The organism is Symbioplanes lichenis (genome assembly GCF_030709675.1).
GTDB classification, from domain to species: Bacteria; Actinomycetota; Actinomycetes; order Mycobacteriales; family Micromonosporaceae; genus Actinoplanes; species Actinoplanes lichenis.
In genome coordinates, this window is the sequence record NZ_JAUZQD010000026.1 from 1 (window position 1) to 17,169 (window position 17,169).

A 17,169-nucleotide genomic window follows, 5' to 3' on the forward strand; every position below is an offset into this window, starting at 1 on the left:
ACAGTCGAGGGCCTTCCCCAGCCGGGGTTGGCCCTCGACTGCTTTTGTGCGTCCGGCGCCGGGTAGCGTGGTACGGACGTTCGGACGGGGTGACCCGGCGGGACGACCGGCGTGCGTGCGGTGCGCGTGCATCGGGCGTGCAGTGCGCGGGCGGTGCGAGTGCGCCGGTCGCTCGGTGCTCGGGCCGGCTCGGACGCGGTGCATGGGAGTGCCGCTTGCGGGCAGGCCCGTGCGGAAGGCAGACCCGTGAGGGAGCCCGGCGCCGGGCTCTCGCGCGCCGGCGTGCGAGCAGTGACCGTGATCCGGTGGCTGCCAGCTCGTGGCCGGCTTATCCGTGCGAGGCGGCACCGCCTCGACTTGTTGTTTGTGATGTGCCCTGTTGAAGTGCTCCGGCGGACACCCGCGTACGGCCCGCCGAACTCGGAAGGATTGACCCGTGAACCCAGGACCGCAGGACGGCGGCAACCGCGACGACGAGGGCCGGGACGGCCGCGGTCGCGACGGCGGCTCCGGCGGCGGGTACTCCCGCGGCGACCGGGACCGCAGCGACGGCGGCTCCCGTGGCGGTGACCGTGACCGTGGTGGTGACCGGGGCGGCTTCCGCAGCGGCGGCGACCGGGGTGGTGACCGCGGCGGCTTCCGTGGCGGTGACCGTGACCGTGGTGGCGACCGGGGCGGCTTCCGCAGCGGTGGCCAGGGCGGCGGCTTCCGTAGCGGCGGCGACCGCGGCGGGTTCCGGGGCGACGACCGGGGTGGTGACCGCGGCGGGTTCCGTGGTGGTGACCGTGACCGTGGTGGCTACCAGTCCGGTGGTGACCGTGGCGGGTTCCGGGGCGGCGACCGTGATGGTGGCTTCCGCGGTAACCGTGAGGGTGGCCAGGGCGGCTTCCGCGGCGGTGACCGCGAGGGTGGCTTCCGTGGTGGCGACCGTGACCGTGGCGGTCAGGGCGGCTTCCGCAGCGGGGGCGGCCAGGGCGGCTTCCGCAGCGGAGGCGGCCAGGGCAGCTTCCGGGGCGGCGACCGCGACCGGACCGGCTTCCAGTCCGACCGGGGCGACCGGGGCGACCGGGGCGACCGCGGTGGTCAGGGTGGCTTCCGTGGTGGCGACCGTGACCGGGGCGGCTTCCGGGGACCGGACCGTGGCGGCGACCGTAGTGGCTTCCAGTCCGACCGGGGCGTTCGCGGCGGCGACCGGGGCGGCTTCCCCTCGGACCGCGGCGACCGTGGTGGTCAGGGCGGGTTCCGCGGTGGCGACCGGGGCGGCTACCAGTCCGGTGGTGACCGGGGTGGCTTCCGTGGGGGCGACCGCGAGGGTGGCTTCCGTAGCGGTGGTGACCGTGGCGGGTTCCGTGGGGGCGACCGTGACGGTGGCTTCCGGGGTAACCGGGACGGTGGCCAGGGTGGCTTCCGTGGCGGCGACCGTGATGGTGGCTTCCGCAGCGGTGGCCAGGGTGGCTTCCGCGGTGGCGACCGTGAGGGTGGCCAGGGCGGCTTCCGGGGCGGGGACCGTGAGGGCGGTTTCCGTAGCGGTGGTGACCGCGGCGGGTTCCGTGGCGGCGACCGCGACGGTGGCTTCCGCAGCGGTGGCCAGGGCGGCTTCCGCGGTGGCGACCGGGACCGTGGTGGCTACCAGTCCGGTGGTGACCGGGGTGGCTTCCGTGGGGGCGACCGTGACGGAGGCTTCCGCAGCGGCGGCCAGGGCGGCTTCCGGGGCGGCGAGGACCGGGGCGGCTTCCGTGGGGGCGACCGGGACCGGGGCGGGTTCCGGGGTGGTGACCGTGAGGGCTTCCGGGGCGGCGACCGCGGGGACCGTGGTGGCTTCCGTGGGGGAGACCGCGAGCAGGGCGGCGACCGGGGCGGGTTCCGGGGCGGCGACCGCGGGGACCGGCCGGGGAACCGGGGCGGTTTCCGGGGTGACCGGCCCTACGGTGAGCGTCCCGCCGGCGACCGGCCGCAGGGTGACCGGGGTCCGCGCGACGGGGAGCGGGGCGGCTACCGCAGCGACCTCGACCGGGGCGGGCGTGGTGACGGCGGCTTCCGGGGCAACCGTGAGGGTGGCCAGGGTGGCTTCCGGGGCGGCGACCGCGAGGGCGGTTTCCGCAGCGGCGGCGGTCAGGGCGGCGACCGGGGTGGTTTCCGGGACGACCGGGGATCGCGCGACGGCGGCTTCCGGGGCGGCGACCGCGACGGTGGTTACCGGGGCGACCGGGGTGGTTTCCGGGGTGACCGTGACGGTGGCCAGGGCGGCTACCGGGGCGACCGCGAGCAGGGTGGCTTCCGCGGGGGCGACCGGGACCGGGAGGACCGGGTCTACAACCGGGACGACCGCGGGCCGGGCAACGGCGGGGACTCGGGGCAGGAGGTCTTCCAGGCGCCCGAGATTCCGGAGGACATCGCGGCGACCGATCTCGATCAGGAGGTTCGGTCGGAGCTGCTGAGCCTGTCGCGGGACACGTCGGACCGGGTCGCGCGGCACCTCGTGGCGGCCGGGCAGATCATCGACGAGGACTCGGAGCTGGCGCTGCGGCACGCCATCGCGGCGCGGCGGCTGGCCTCGCGGATCGCGGTGGTGCGCGAGGCGGTGGGTCTGGCCGCGTACGCCGCGGGGGACTGGACGACGGCCATCGCGGAGCTCCGGACGTACCACAGGATGACCGGGCGGCAGACGCACCTGGCCGAGCTGGCCGACTGTGAGCGGGCGCTGGGCCGGCCCGAGCGGGCGATCGACCTCTATCGGGGGGCCGACAAGGACGCGCTCGACCAGGCCGGCTCGATCGAGCTGCTGATCGTGGCGGCCGGGGCGCGCGGGGACCTGGGTCAGCACGACGCCGCCGTGGCGATGCTGCAGATCAAGGAGCTCACCGCCGACGCGGACGCCGACTGGGCGGCCCGGCTGCGCTACGCCTACGCCGACGCGCTGCTCGCGGCGGGCCGGCGGGACGAGGCGCGGGAGTGGTTCTCGCGGGCGGCCGCCGCGGACGAGGACGACCTGACCGACGCGGCCGAGCGGCTGCTCGAGCTCGACGGCGTCACCATCGAGGGCGACGACGAGGACGAGGACGACGAGACCCGCGACGGCGAGGGCGAGGCCCGCGACCGCGACGGCGAGCAGGCCCGCGAGGGCGACGACGACCGCGACGACGAGGACGACGACCTCGAGGCCGACGAGGACGCGGACCGGGACGACGACTACGAGGACGAGGACGACGACCGGCCCGAGGCCCGCGCCGACAGCCGGGACGAGGACTTCGACGACGAGGACGAGCTCGACGACGAGGCCGACGAGGACGTCGACGCCGGCATCGACTCCGACGAGGACGAGCGGGACGACGTCAAGCGCGGCGGCGACGAGTTCACCACGCCGGCGGGCCCCGACGCCGACGAGGAGAGCGCCGAGCCCGTGAAGCCGGCCGAGCCCGAGAGCAAGGCCGCGGAGGGCAAGACCACGGGCGAGCAGGGCAAGGGCGACAACGCGTGACCCGGCTCGTCGACGGGTACGACCTCGTCATCTTTGATCTCGACGGGGTCGTCTACCTGATCGACGAGCCGATCGCGGGCGCCGCCGACGCCATCGGGCGGCTGCGGGCCGAGGGCACCGCCGTCGCCTACGCGACGAACAACGCGTCGCGGCGGGCGGTGGACGTGGCGGCCGCGCTCACCGGGATGGGGGTGCCCGCCGCGGCGGACGAGGTGCTGACCTCGGCCGGTGCGGCGGCGGCCCGGCTGGCGGAGCGGTTGCCGGCCGGGGCACCCGTGCTGGTGGTCGGGGCCGAGGCGTTGCGGGCGGAGGTGCGGGACGCCGGGCTGACGGTGGTCGAGCGGGCCGGGGACGAGCCCGCGGCCGTGGTGCAGGGCTTCGGGCCCGAGGTGGGCTGGAAGCTGCTGTCCGAGGCGGCCCTCGCGGTCCGTGCGGGGGCGCTCTGGGTGGCGACCAACACCGACCGTACGCTCCCCAGCCCCCGGGGCCCGCTGCCCGGCAACGGCTCCCTGGTCGCCGTCCTGCGCACCGCCCTGGACCGCGAGCCGGACCTGGTGGTGGGCAAGCCCGCCCCGGCCCTGTTCGAGACGGCGGCCCGGCTGGCACAGGCGCGCCGGCCGCTCGCCGTCGGCGACCGGCTGGACACCGACATCGAGGGCGCGGTCGGCGCGGGCGTGGACAGCCTGCTCGTGCTGACCGGCGTGAGCGGCCCGGCCGAGCTGCTGGCGGCGCCCCCGGCGCAGCGCCCGACCTACGTCGCCGAGGACCTGACCGGCCTGTTCGAGCCCCCGGTGCGCCTGGACAAAGGTGTCGGCAAGGGCGCCGAGAAGGGTGCCGGTAAAGGCGTCGAAAAGGGCGCCGAGGCCCAGGGCAAGGGCGAGAAGAGCTGGCGGATCGAGAACGGCGCGCTGACCGGTGACGGGAAGCCGGCACCCGCGCTGGCCCTGCTCGCCGCGCACGTCTGGGCCGGTGGCAAGGCGCGCGCGGGCTCCGACGCGGCGGCGAAGCTGTTCAGCCAGTGGAAGCTGAACGCTTGACGTAGCGCGGGCCCGATGCGACGACCGCTGTCGTGTCGGCGCACTCTTCCGAGGGATTTCCCGGCGCATTCGAGCCCGACATAGTGGACCGTCAGCGGTCAATTCCGACGCTGAGATCCCCGGGAGCTGACGTCAGTGGCCGAACGCGCACACACCCCCAAGAACCCCGAACCCGGCCCCCGGCGAGGGCTGCTCATCTGGCTGTCGGGCGCCGACCCGGATTCGCTGGCCCGCAGTCCGCGCGAGGGCCGGAAGTTCTCCGGGCTCGGCGGCGTCGTGCTCACCACCGCGTGCATGGCCGGGGTGTCCGCCGGTTTCGCGCTGCACACGGGCGTGCAGGCGCCGCTGCCGGTGGCCGTGGTCGTGGCGGTGCTGTGGGGGCTGGCGATCGCGAACCTCGACCGCTGGCTGGTCGCGGCGGCCGGGCGCCGGGAGCGCTGGTGGCAGAACGTGATTCTGCTGCTGCCCCGGGCCCTGCTCGCGATGGTGATCGGGGCGGTGGTGTCGACGCCGCTCGTGCTGTGGATCTTCCAGCGGGAGATCCAGGCGCAGATGACCGTCACGCAGCAGACCCAGCGCAACGACTTCGAGCGGAAGCTGCGTACGGACGCCCGCTTCGCCGCCATCCCGCAGCTGGAGAAGGACGTCGCCGCGCTGCAGAAGGTCGCCGCGGGCACGGTGACCGAGGACGTCGTCGGCCGGGATCCGGATGTGAAGCGGACCAAGCAGGCGTTCGACGATCTCGACAAGCGGTACACCGCCGCGCGGGAGAGCGCCCTCTGCGAGTTCGACGGCTCGTGCGGCAGCAAGATCAAGGGCGGCGGCCCCTCGTACCGGCAGAAGGTCGCCGTGGTGCAGGACCTGCGCCGGCAGCGGGACGCCGCGAAGCAGGCCTGGGAGCAGGCGCAGGCGGCCGCCGAGAAGAAGCAGGACCAGTCGGCCGGGGTGCAGCAGGCGGACGCGAAGTCGGGGCTCGAGGACAAGAAGGAGCAGCTGAGCCGGCTGAAGGACCTGAAGACGGCCGAGGAGGACCGGTATCTCGCGGACAGCCGCAACGACCGGGGACTGCTCGCGCAGCTGGAGGCCCTGAGCACCATCACGGACCGCAACTCGACGCTCAAGACGGCGTATCTGACGCTGCTGCTCTTCATCACGGCGATCGAGATCCTGCCCGTGCTGACGAAGTTCCTGCTGAACATCGGGCCCGCGACGGCGTACGACAAGATTCTGGCCTCGGCCGAGCGCAACGACGTCACCGTGGCCGAGCAGCGCATGCGCTTCGAGCGCGAGCAGGAGGAAGAGGAGCTCAAGGCGCGCGCCCGGCGGCAGGAGGAGATCCGCGCGGAGACCGCGTCGCGTGAGACGGTGGTGCAGACCGAGATCCGCAAGCGGGAGCTGGACCGGAAGCTGAGCGAGGAGCTGCGCCGGCTGAGCGACCGCCCGGCGGCGACGGCTCCGCAGGCGCGCCGGACGCTGCGCTTTCCCGGGCCCCGGCGCGAACGGGGAGGCGGGGAGTACAGCCAGTGGCCCGCGGAGGAGTACGGCACGCGCGCCGCGGCCGTGGACGAGCCGGCCGCGGAGGAGACGAGCGACGGGACCGTACCCCGGTGGCGGTTCAAGTAGCGGAAAGGCGGCGCCGCGGGCCGGGACCCGCGGCGCCGCGCTGTCACGGGCGGTAGTACACGAGCACCTTGAGGAACCCGGCCTGCCGGTCGACGTCCGGGCTGCGGAGCTCGGTGTCGATCGGCACGGTCCGCAGCGGGGGATTCGCCCTGATCTGCGCCTCGAGGTCGTCGAGCCGGAGCTGTTCGTCCTTGGACAGCGGCTGCCGGGGGTCGTGATAGGCGATCAGGCGCAGGCCGGTCGCGGCCGAGCGGCGGATCGGCGTCTGCTGCAGCTTCTGGTCGAGCCGCTGCCAGTCGGTCGCGTCGGCGACGACCGGGGCGATGCCCAGGTCGAAGTTCTCCACCGAGGGCAGGGCGGCCGGCGACGTGGCGGCGGCGGGCAGAGGCGGGGGCGTGTCGTCGTCGCCGAGGTCCAGCAGGGCCGTCGTGGCGCCCAGCGTGCCGATCAGGGCGACCACGGCGGCGACCAGGGGCAGCCGGGCGCGCTGGGGGATCGCGGACGCCAGCTGCGCGGGGCCGCGGCGGGCCGGGGGCGACACCGCAGGGGACTCGATGCGGGGAACCGCGTAGGGGGCGCCGGCGCCTGTCCGGGACGCCCACTGCAGCCATTCGCTGACCGCGGCGGGCACGTACGCGTCCAGGCCGATCGACTGGCAGCGCCGCACGAGGTTGCCGCGCGACGCCGGGGTGCCCTGGTCGAGGAGGGCGAGGACGGCGCCGTACATGATGCGGCGGGGGCGGGGATCGGTGGCGTCGCCGGGCTGCTGGACGCGGCGCAGGAGGTCGTCGGCCCAGTCGGCGGCCGGGCCGGGGGCCGACTCGGCGACCGCGCTCGCGGTGAGCTCGCGGGCCAGCGCGGTGAGGGAGTCGAGACGGGTCATCGGTTCGGGCTTGCGGGTGGGGCAGGCGGCGGTCAGCAGGTCGGCGACCGTGGCGGCGGGCAGCCCGTCGAGGCCGGGGGCCAGGTCGAGCAGCAGGGCGAGCGGGTCGGCGGACAGCTGCAGCTCGTCGGCGGCGGCCTGGGTGTACGCGCGGTACCGCTCCAGCTCACCCCGGACGACGCGGTCGTCGGCGGGGAAGAGGGCCCGGTCCGTACGCGGGTCCAGGCCGAGCTTGCGCAGCCAGGCGCGCGCCGCGACGAGGTCGGCCCGGTCGGCGAGCGGCCCGCCCGGATCCGCCCAGCGGGTGACCAGCGTGTGCACGCCCAGGCCACGGTGCTCCAGCAGCAGGTCGGCGAGGCGGTCGTGCCACTTGTTGCCCTCGCGGTGCTTCGCGGTCGGCAGGTGCAGCAGGTTGTCGCCGGTCTCGTCCTGCGCTTCCAGGATGCCGTCGAGCAGGGCGCCCGCGATGTCGAAGGGGTAGTCGTCGCGGAGCGTACGCACGGCGGCCCCCGGCTCGTGCCGCGCCCACGTGGCGACCAGGTCCAGGTGGCCGAGCAGCCCCTGCGGGCTGGCGAGCATGGACGGCACGTCGGGCCACTCGGGGCGGTGGTTGGCGTGGGCCAGCTCGACGAGCAGGTCGTCCAGCTCCTCGCAGCGGGGCAGCCGCGTGATCGGGCGGTGCTCGACGGCGTACTCGACGAGCCAGCGGAAGCCGTGCCGCAGCTCGCGGCGGGTCAGCCGGGTCTCCAGCTCCTCCTGGGTGACCGGGCCCCGGCGGAACAGGTGGGCGACGCTGTCGGCGCGGCGCGGGTCCGCGGCGCGGAACTCCTCGGGCCACTGGCCGGACACCACGCGCAGGTCCGGGTTGTCCGGGCGCTGCAGCAGGCAGGTCGACCAGGACCAGCGGCGGCTGACCGGCTCGGGCAGCACGCGCAGCACGGCGGCGACGACCTCGGCCGCGTCGCCCGGCCCGGCGAGCACGGGGACGGCGGCCCGGCTGAGCGCCACCCCGCCGAGCACCTCGCTGACGAGCCGGCCGAAGGTGTCGTGGTCGAGCCCGGGCTCGGGCAGGTCGTCCGGGTCGGCGGCGCGGTCCCGGCCGAGGCGCCACGCGTCGTACGCCCCCATGGCCGGCGGCGCGAACGCGAAGCGGCACGAACCGGCCACCCCGAAGGGCCCGCGCCGGCCCTGCACGGCGAAGCACCACCGGCGCCGCCCGCCCACCGGGACCCGGCGCAGCGTCCACACCGGGTGTCCCTGGGTGGAGTCGATGTTCTCCGGCGGCTGTTCGAGGTCCTCCTGGAGCAAGTGCTCGGCGGCGGTCCAGAACTCGCCGGGCGCGCTGCCGCGGTCGTGCGGGCTGAAGCCGATCCCGGTGAGGTCGGCCCACTGCACCATGACCAGGTCGTCGGACGTCATCGGCGGGCCCTCCCGAGGCAGGCGAGCAGCAGTTGGGTCAGGGCGCCCGCGCGCTCGTCGGCCCGCGGGAAGCGGTCGCCGGTCTTGAGCGGCTTGAGGCGGCTCTCGTCGACGGCGACGGGGACGGTGGTCAGCGGGGAGCACAGGAAGAAACGCAGGGTGATCCAGGGCTCGCGGTGCATGCCGAAGATGGCGCTCTGCTGGCCGAGCCCGCCGGCGACGCCGGAGCCGACCGCGGACATCACGAGGTCGCGGGGGAGCAGCAGGGAGCCCGAGCCGGGGCGCAGCGCGGCCTCGAGGTGCTGGTCGAGCGAGGGCAGCTGGACCAGCTGCGGCGCCTCGGCCATGGCGCCGCCGGGGATCGGGATCTCGGCGGCCTCGCCGGTGTGGACGAGCTTCCAGAAGTTGTCGTGCTCGGAGAAGAACGTGAGCAGCCCGTCGGCCACCTGCATGGCCCGGCGTTGCCGCACGGCGGGGTCGGCGTTGCTGGCGCCCCAGAGGTACTGCAGCAGCCGCTCGCTCTCGCCCTGGGCGTGCAGCGTGCCGGCGGCCCAGCGCTCCATGGTGAAGGCCAGGTAGCCCGCGGTGCCGCGCAGCACCACGCCGGGGCGGCCGATCCGGGTCAGGCTCCAGCCCTGCTTCTCCAGCGCGGAGTGGATCAGGTCGCACTTGGTGACGGCGATCATGACCTGCAGCGGGCGGCCCTGATCGACGGCGAAGAGCCCGTCGACCATGGTGATCTCCTGGCCGATGTCGTCCTGGATGGTCTCGCGGTTGCCGCGGACGATCTCGGCGCCGTACGCGTCCACGGTGCCCGGGCGCAGGCTGCCGTCCAGCAGCATCCGCTCCTCGCTGGCCGAGTCGCTGCCCAGCCAGCCGGTGGCGTCCGCGGCCACGGCCGGGTCGACGACCCACACCAGGGTGTCGAAGGAGCGCAGCATCCCGGCCTCGCGGCGGGTGGTGCTGTTCTCCTGGAAGAGCTCGCCGGGCAGGTCGGCGACCCCGGTCCAGGTCCGCCGGCCGCCGCTGTCGGTGCGCAGGACCAGCGGCTGCCGGAACCCGCGGCCCCACTGCCGGGCCTGCCGCTCGCCGTCGAGGACCGTACGCCGGATCAGCTCCTTGATCGCCCCGAGCGCGTCGCGCAGCTGGTCGTCCAGGATGCCGGCCGGGGTGGCCTGCCGGTCCATGCCCGTGGGCTTGATCGCCTCGCCGGTGCGCCGGGTCTCGTTGTAGCGGGCGATGCGCCGGCTCAGCGGCAGCTCCTCCAGCGGGCTCAGCTTGCGCAGCCGGATGCGGTGCGCCGCGGACCCCGATCCCCAGTCGTCGAGGTTGTCGAGGCTCTGCTTGAGCATCCGTACGAGCAGATAGGTCTTGCCGCTCGCGGGCGCGCCCATCGCGGCGACCATGTTCCACTCGTCGATGTGCTGCCGCCCGGCGCCGGTGTCGCCGGGATGGAACACCGGGGCCGAGTCGGGGAAGATGTGCCCGCCGCCGCAGAGCAGATAGGTGTAGTCGACCTCGTGCTCCAGAAACGGCGGCTCGGTGGACAGCGCCGCCGGATAGTTGCCGGCCAGCATGGTGACCCGCCACGGCAGCGCGCTGGTGCCGTCCGGGGCGCCGACCTCGAGCCGGAAGGACGGCGGCGAGCAGAAGCGGCCGGTCTCCTGGTCGACCCGCGGCGGGGTGCGGCCCAGCGGCTGCCGGCACACCGGGCACGAGGTGCCGAAGCGCTCGGCCGGGTCACCGGGCGGCGGCACGGGCGGTCTGCCCCGGCCCATCAGGAGAGACCCCACACCGCGAGGACGGTCACGGCCGCACCGGCCACGCCGAGGACCACGCCCGTACGCGCCCCGAGGCGCTGCCCCACCTTCGCCGCACTGCCGAGGTACTCCGCGACGGCCGACTCCACCTCCGCGTAGTCGGGGCGGCCGCTGCCGGCGCCGGTGTCGAGCCACTCGCCGAAGGTGTGCCCGTACGGGGCGAACCGGGCCGCCGGATCCCCGCAGCCGGCGCTGACCCGGTGCCGCAGGCGGCGTCGCCATGAGCTGAACATGTCACTCCCCGATCACGAAGGCGGCGGCGGCCAGGACGAGCGCCGCGAGGACGATGCCGAGGCCCGACACCGACATCCAGAGGGCGGCGCGGCGCAGGGCGATCTCCTGAGCCGCCTCGCCGATCGCCCGGTAGGCCAGGTGCACGCGCTCGGGGCGGGTCGCCGGGCCCCGCAACGCGTGGTCGCGAATGCGCTCGAGGTCGCGGGCGAACGTGTGCACGAGGCTCTCGTCGGGCCACGGCCCGTCGCCGGGGTCGCCGTCCGCGCAGCGGCGCTCGGCGTCGCGTACACCGGAAAGCCAGGTCTCCGCCCACGGACCCGGCGCCTCCAGCGCGATCCGCCCGTCGGGCCCGAACGGGTGCGCGAGCGCGTCGGCCAGCGGCGCCCAGCGCGGGTCCGGCCAGTGCGCCCGCAGCGCGTGGCGGACGGCCTCCGCGCTGTCGGCGACGCGCCGCGACGGGTCGTCCGGGTCGGGCCCGAGCAGGGTGTGGTCGACCCAGTGCCGGCCGGCGAGCGCGCTGAGCACGACGGTGAGGAAGCCGAACCGGTCCTGGGCGTAGAGCAGCCCGGGCGTCAGGTGGCGCAGGCCCTCGGGGTCGTCGAGGCGCAGCGCGCGCAGCCCGGTGTATTCGTAGAGGGCGGTGCCGCGCAGTGCCCGCGGCGGCGGATCGGCCTGGGTGGCGGCGTCGGTGTCGATCAGCACGTAGCCGCTGCCGTCCTGGTGCGCGCACCAGCAGACGTTTTCCGGCTTGATGTCGCAGTGCGCCCAGCGCAGCTGGTGCAGCTGGTCGATGCCCGCGGCGAGCTGCGCGAAGTCGGCCAGGTGCTCGGTGCCGGGCCAGTGCCGCAGCGGCTCCCACGGCAGCGCCTCGATCTGCGGCGAGACCGCGAGCAGGACCAGGTCGGGCCGGGCCCCGCCGATCCACCGCGGCAGGCGGCTCTCCAGCTGGGCGACGATCTGGTCCGACGGTACGCCCAGCCGGGTGGTCACCGCGCCGGACAGCTGCTCGAGCCGCCCGTCGCCCCGCACCACCTGCACCGGGACGACCGCCCAGGGCGGCTCGATCGGGGTGCGCCGGGCCGCGCCGGGCAGATAGGTGTTGGCCCGCTGCAGCGCCGAGGCCTGCGCGTTGAGGTACTGCCGCAGCGTCTCCGCGTCGCCCAGGCTCGCGCAGGTGTAGATCTTCACGTGCCACGCGGGCCAGCCGGAGCGCTCGTTGCGCGCGGTGGTGAACACGACCTGCGTCCCGATCCGGCGCAGCTCCTGCCCGCCGCCGGTCGGCGGGACGTCGAAGTCGACGGTCTTGGGCGGCTCGTGCCCGGGCGGCGCCACGGTCAGCAGGGCCTGCCACTGCGGCCCGCTCAGGTCGACGACGAGGTCGTCATCGTGCTCAGCCAACGGTGTGCTCCTGCTCCCATGCGATGTGGTAGTCGATGACCGTGGACGACCGGGAGCCGTCCACGTACTCGAGCTGTCCGGCCGGTCCCGCCACGGTGGGGCTGCCGTCGTCGCGCAGCGGCACGCCGTCGAGGCGCACCACGTAGCCGGGGCGGGCGGAGGTGCGGGCGAACTCGAGCGTGCGGCCGTGGCGGCGCAGCACGACCAGCTGGCCACGCGGGACGAAGGTGGCGTAGGCGGGCAGGCGGAAGCCGGTGGGCCGCTCGCCCCGCACGCTCCAGCGGCCCAGCGGCACCCAGCCGGGCTGCGCGCCGAGGTGACAGCGCCAGTCGAAGCCCGTGCCGTAGCGGAGCGTGAGCCGGGCGAAGAGGGGTGGCGCCGGCTTCTCGTAGGGGCGGGTCGCGGCGACCGGCCGGGGCTGCAGCGGGACGGCCGGCGGGCGGAACACGAAGCGGTGACCCGGCTCGGGGAGGCCGGCGTCCTCGTCGAAGTGGACGTTGTCGACGCGGGCGGCGGGCAGCTGCGCGTCGAGGTTGCGGACCAGCGTCTGGAAGATCCGGCGCCGCGTTCCGGTGCCCAGCGACGGCCACGTCGTCACGGTCACGTGCAGCCGCAGCCGCGCGGCGTGCAGACCGGTGGCGTTGGCCGTCACGCAGTAGCGGTCGACCTCGGCCCGGAAGGCGTCGGCGACCCGGCGCTCGAAACGGGAGTCCGGTTCGCTCATGTGCTCGCTCCGATCGCCTCGACGATGGTCGTGGTCAGCTCGCGTGCCCGGGCCTCGCCGGCCTCGGCCACCACCGCGTACGCGACCGGCCCGCGGAACCCGGCCCGCCAGCTCACGTCGCCGGTGCCGCCCGACCATGTGCGCTCGCCGCTCGTCCGGCTCACCGCGCGCCGGCCGCCGGTGGTGATCCGCTCGTGCGTGACCGGGTCGGTGACCGCGACGACCAGCCGCGGATGGACGGTGGTGCCGCCGGTGGCGTGCGTGGCGGCGGCCGCGGCCACGGTCAGCGGGGTGGCCCGGGCGACGCCCTCGGCGCGGCAGCCGCCCTTGGTGCCGGCGAGGCGCCCGGTCGTGGCCGGATCGGGCTCCCGGCAGCTCCAGTCGGTGCCGGCGGGCAGCACGTCCTCCGCCGTGCCGAGCGGGAAGCGGCGGCCCAGCCCGTCGTTGGTGAGGTTGCGGACGGGGACGGTCGCGGGGCGGGTCAGGGACCAGCGCCAGCAGTCCGCGGGGGCGGTGCTGCCCCGGGACCGGCGGGGGCAGCCCGGGTCGGCGCTGTCGTCGGTGCGGTGCGGCCGGACGTACCGGAAGTGCCGGCGGGTGAACTCGCGGATGCGCTCGTCGTCACCGGGCCGGGCGCGGGCCGGGGCCCGGTCGGCCCCGGCGGCGGCCAGCACGTCGCCGGTGCTCGCGTCCAGCACGACGATCGCGGCGCGGCCGGAGCTGCCCTCCAGGGCCCGGGCGGCGATGTGCTGCAGGCGGGCGTCGAGGGTCACGTCGAGCACGCCGTCGCTCCAGCCGCCGGCGGGGACGGGCAGCAGGCGCCGGCCGAGCGTGGTTCCGGCGCTGCCGTGCAGCACGGCGGGGTAGGAGCTCTCCAGGATGCCGGCGGGGCCGGTGCCCGTACGGATGAGGCCGGTCAGATCCTCCGCGGTGAGCCCGTGCAGCTCCGCGTCGCGCGCCGGCCGCCACGTGCCGTCGGTGCGCACGAAGTCGAAGCCGGGGCGCCCGCGCAGGCGCAGCTCGACGCGGGTGCGGTTGAGCGCGATCCGGTCGGTGGAGCAGGCTTCCGGGTCGGGCTGCGGGGACGTGAGACCGGCGGTGTCGGCCGTACGCCCGGCGCAGGCGGGACGCTGTTCGCCGTACGACGTCGGCGCGCGCAGACTGCCGAGACGCGGAGCGGGATAGGGGCGCAGGACGGCCCCGGCGACCATGAGCAGCACGAGCGCGAGGGGGATCGCGGCGCTCGGGGGGCGTACCGGATGGCCGGGGGCCGGATCGGTGTCCCGGTGCGCGGCGCGGGCGCAGGCGATGACCAGCACGACGCCGAGCACCAAGGCGAGAGTGGACTGGCCGCCGCGCGACAGCAGCGGCGCCGGGATGCCGGTGTGCGGCACCAGCCCGGCCGTGGCGGCCAGTACGACCAGGAACTGCCCGGCCAGCATCGTGCCGAGCCCCGCCGCGAAGAGGCTCAGCACCGACGGGTTCTCCGGCGCGGGCGGCGGCGCCCCGGCCCGGGCCAGGGCGGCGGCGAGCAGCGCGACGAGCAGGCCGATGGCGGCGACGACAAGACCGCCGAGCTTGTTCCAGACCACGGCGAGGACGAAGTCGGTCGGCCCGGCGGTGACCGCGGCGGAGGCGGTGTCGGCCAGCCCGCGGCCCCACAACCCGCCGTCGGCCAGCGCGGCGAGAGACCGCGCGACCTGCGAGCGCTCGCTCTCCACGTCGGCCGCCAGCGCGCGGCGGCACGTCACCCACCCGTCGGGGGCTTCGGTGTTCCCCGGTACGGCCGCCGGCGCGCACGCCGCGTCCCAGCGGTACACCCACGGGTCGTTCCAGACCCGCCCGCGCTCGCCCACGTAGTCGGTGGTGAACAGGGCCGCCCCGGCGACGATCCCGGCCACGGCGACCAGCGTGAACAGCCGGTACGCGTGCAGCAAGCGCAGCGTGAACCCGGCCCGCCCCTCGCCCCGGGCGTCCAGCTCGGTGTTGCGCCGGGTGGCCGCCCAGGTGACCCCGGCCGTGAGCAGCGCGGCGGGCACCAGCGTGCCGAAGTCGCGGCGCAGGGCGGCGGTCACCGCGACGACCGCGAAGAGCCCGAGCGGGAGCCCCGCGAAGCGCCACGTCCGGTAGATCGCGCGCAGCCGGGACCACGTACTGGCGCCGGTGGTCTGCCGCAGCGTGTGGACGGTCGCGGAGAAGCTGACCGACCGGAACCGGAACGCGTCCCGCGCCACCACGAAGGCGAGGGCGGCGAGCAGGACGAGCTTGCCGTACTCGGGGGTGGCGACCGGGCCGAGGGTGAGCGCCGGGCTGCCGCCGCCGGCCAGAGGCAGCAGGAACGGCACCGCCACCGCGGCGACCAGCAGCAGGGTGAGGCGGGCGGAGTGGATGCGTTCGAGGCGCTCGCCGTGCGCGGCCCAGGCGGCGGCCCTCCGGCCCGGCAGCTTCCCGGTGCGCAGGAGCACGACGACCAGGGCGATGCCGAGGGCCGGCTGGATCAGCGCGGACCACGCGGCCTCGAGGGCGTCACCGCCGAAGGCCGCGGCGAAAGGGGCGTGCGGGTCGGGCAGGACCACCAGGCGTACGGCCAGCAGCCCGCCCAGATGCAGCAGCACCGTGCCCGTGATCAGGACGGCCAGCGCCGGGCCGGGCACGCCGTACGCGCGGGCCGCCCGGTGGGTGATCGTCGTGCGGCGCACCGCGGTCAGGCCCAGCGCCACGACGGCGGTGGTCAGGGGCAGGACCCAGACGGCGTACGGGGCTCCGGCGGCCACGAACGGGACGGCCAGCAGCACGTGCGGCAACCACAGGGCGGCCTGGTTCCGCGGCGGCACGAGGGGGCGCCGCGCCGCCCGGGCCGCCGTGACGGCGGCGAGGAGCAGGGCGGCGAGGACGAGGAGGCTGCCGGGCGCGGGCCCGGTCAGCAGGCGCGTGACGATGTGCCGACACCTCCGCGATGCACGGCTTGTGAGCGAAAAGGGGGGAAATCACAAGCTATGCACAGCGGAGGCGGACGGTAAATGGCCGTACGGACAAAGCGATTCCCGGAAGAGTGACCCTTCCCGGACGGGTTAACCGGGACGGCCGGAATCGTTTCCGACGCTCGTCCCTATGTTGATTTCTCCGCTCAGAGCAGCTTGCGCAGCTTGAGCAGATCGAAGGGATTCGCCTTCACTTTCACCTGGCCCGAGGTGATCGCCTTGGTGACGTCGAGACGCCCGGAGGTCAGCGCGACCAGGTCGTCGCTGGCCGCGGTCAGGGCGATCTTGGCCTTGGGGTCGTCGCCGTCGGCGATGTCCACCAGGCGGCCGCCCTCGAGCCGCCCGTGGAAGGCCGTCTCCAGGTCGGGCACCCGGCAGGCCAGCGTGCGGTCCAGATCGAGCTTGCCCCGCGTCTCGGCGTTGCGGTCCAGCCGCGCGGCGAGCTTGTCCAGTGCCTGGCGGCATTCCTCCACGGTGGCCATGAGCGCCCTTTCGTCGTTGCGTGGCCGCGGGCCGATCCGCGACACCCGGTTGCTTCGGAGGACGGTACCCGGCTGCGGGGCGGGGTAAGCCCGGTAGCGTGGCACCAGCGACATCGTGATCGCGCGCGGGTGACGGGCCGCGCCGACGGATTGGGGAGCGGACGATGCAGAACGCATGGCAGGCGTATCTGGAAATGGCGCTCGGGCTGACCGAGGTGCCGCGCAAGCGAGCCCAGAAGGTGGCCGGGGAGCTGCTCTCCAAGGGTGGCGCGACCGCCGGGCAGCTGCAGGGTCTCGTCGGGGACCTGGTGACCGCGAGCGCGTCGAACCGGGAGGCGCTGACCAACCTGGTGCGCTACGAGGTGGACCGGGCGCTCGGGCGGGTCGGCCTGGCCACCGCCGAGGAGGTCGCCGACCTGACCGCGCGGGTCAAGGACCTGGAGCGGGAGCTGGCGGCGGCGCAGGCCGGGCCGGACGGGGCGGCGGCGATCGACGAGCAGGCGAAGATCGCGCCGGTGGGTCAGGACGAGGTTGCCTCTCCGGCGGCGCCGGTCAAGAAGACCGTGGCGAAGAAGGCGGTGAAGAAGGCCGCTCCGGCGAAGAAGACGGCGCTGCCGCCGTCGATCGCGCCGATTCCGGACGTGACGCCGTCGGACGTGGCGCCCGCGCGGGCCAAGAAGACCGCGAAGGCCGCCGGGACCGCGCCCGTGAAGAAGGCGCCCGGCACGCGGGTGGCCAAGAAGGCCGTGCCGCCGCTCGACCTCCCGGAGGGGACCCTGTGAGCTATCCGCAGCCCGGGCCTCGTCCCGGCCCGCCTCCCGGCGGTTTTCGCCCGGGTCCGCCGCCCGGTGGCTTCCGGCCCGGTCCGCCGCCCGGGGTGTCCGCCGCCGCGCCCGCGCGGGCCGAGGTGACGCCGGGGATCCTGGACGGGTCCGAGTCGACCGGGCACCCGGCCGTCGACGCGGTGCTGCGGTCGCTGGCCAACGCGGCCACGCTGGCGCCGGGCGAGCAGATCGCCGAGTACGAGGCCGCGCACCAGGTGCTCCAGGAGACGCTGGCTAGCATCGACCGGTGATAGTGCGTACCTCGG

13 protein-coding genes are annotated in these 17,169 nt (G+C 75.4%); 5 read left to right on the forward strand and 8 right to left on the reverse strand.

Annotated features, from left to right (window positions below):
* Positions 1–328 precede the first annotated feature (328 nt).
* Positions 329–2,530 (reverse strand): hypothetical protein, encoded by a 2,202-nt coding sequence (locus RAN62_RS39185; RefSeq protein WP_305789955.1) that lies wholly within the window; start codon positions 2,528–2,530, stop codon positions 329–331.
* Between RAN62_RS39185 and RAN62_RS39190 the strand changes: the two genes are divergently transcribed.
* From RAN62_RS39190 to RAN62_RS39200, 3 genes are all read left to right on the forward strand, one after another.
* Complete coding sequence (locus RAN62_RS39190; protein WP_305789956.1) at positions 2,480–3,478, forward strand: Replicase polyprotein 1ab; 999 nt, start codon at positions 2,480–2,482, stop codon at positions 3,476–3,478. The genes RAN62_RS39185 and RAN62_RS39190 overlap by 51 nt on opposite strands.
* Positions 3,475–4,515: an HAD-IIA family hydrolase gene (locus RAN62_RS39195; RefSeq protein ID WP_305789957.1), complete on the forward strand. Its 1,041-nt coding sequence runs from the start codon at positions 3,475–3,477 to the stop codon at positions 4,513–4,515. The genes RAN62_RS39190 and RAN62_RS39195 overlap by 4 nt, the downstream gene beginning before the upstream one ends.
* Positions 4,516–4,650: 135 nt before the next feature.
* Entirely contained in the window at positions 4,651–6,138 is a 1,488-nt protein-coding gene (locus RAN62_RS39200; RefSeq protein WP_305789958.1) for a DUF4407 domain-containing protein, read from the forward strand.
* A 43-nt stretch (positions 6,139–6,181) separates the two neighbouring features.
* Here the strand turns inward: RAN62_RS39200 and RAN62_RS39205 are convergent, their stop codons facing one another.
* From RAN62_RS39205 to RAN62_RS39235, 7 genes are all read right to left on the reverse strand, one after another.
* Complete coding sequence (locus RAN62_RS39205) at positions 6,182–8,440, reverse strand: hypothetical protein (RefSeq protein WP_305789959.1); 2,259 nt, start codon at positions 8,438–8,440, stop codon at positions 6,182–6,184.
* The gene (locus RAN62_RS39210; RefSeq protein WP_305789960.1) at positions 8,437–10,218 is read right to left on the reverse strand and encodes a hypothetical protein; all 1,782 of its coding nucleotides are present in this window, start codon (positions 10,216–10,218) and stop codon (positions 8,437–8,439) included. Before RAN62_RS39210 ends, RAN62_RS39205 begins: the two co-directional genes overlap by 4 nt.
* Complete coding sequence (locus RAN62_RS39215; RefSeq protein WP_305789961.1) at positions 10,218–10,493, reverse strand: hypothetical protein; 276 nt, start codon at positions 10,491–10,493, stop codon at positions 10,218–10,220. The genes RAN62_RS39210 and RAN62_RS39215 overlap by 1 nt, the downstream gene beginning before the upstream one ends.
* Before the next feature lies 1 nt (position 10,494).
* Entirely contained in the window at positions 10,495–11,892 is a 1,398-nt protein-coding gene (locus tag RAN62_RS39220; RefSeq protein ID WP_305789962.1) for a hypothetical protein, read from the reverse strand.
* Positions 11,885–12,616, reverse strand: coding sequence for a hypothetical protein (locus RAN62_RS39225; protein ID WP_305789963.1), 732 nt, complete (start codon positions 12,614–12,616; stop codon positions 11,885–11,887). Before RAN62_RS39225 ends, RAN62_RS39220 begins: the two co-directional genes overlap by 8 nt.
* The gene (locus RAN62_RS39230) at positions 12,613–15,450 is read right to left on the reverse strand and encodes an FtsW/RodA/SpoVE family cell cycle protein (protein ID WP_305789964.1); all 2,838 of its coding nucleotides are present in this window, start codon (positions 15,448–15,450) and stop codon (positions 12,613–12,615) included. Before RAN62_RS39230 ends, RAN62_RS39225 begins: the two co-directional genes overlap by 4 nt.
* Positions 15,451–15,743: 293 nt before the next feature.
* A complete protein-coding gene (locus RAN62_RS39235; RefSeq protein ID WP_305789965.1) occupies positions 15,744–16,079 on the reverse strand; it encodes an SCP2 sterol-binding domain-containing protein in 336 nt (111 codons plus the stop codon).
* A 164-nt stretch (positions 16,080–16,243) separates the two neighbouring features.
* Between RAN62_RS39235 and RAN62_RS39240 the strand changes: the two genes are divergently transcribed.
* Both RAN62_RS39240 and RAN62_RS39245 read left to right on the forward strand, forming a co-directional pair.
* Positions 16,244–16,861, forward strand: coding sequence for a phasin family protein (locus RAN62_RS39240; RefSeq protein WP_305789966.1), 618 nt, complete (start codon positions 16,244–16,246; stop codon positions 16,859–16,861).
* Positions 16,862–16,956: 95 nt separating this feature from the next.
* Entirely contained in the window at positions 16,957–17,154 is a 198-nt protein-coding gene (locus RAN62_RS39245; protein WP_305789967.1) for a hypothetical protein, read from the forward strand.
* Positions 17,155–17,169 lie beyond the last annotated feature (15 nt).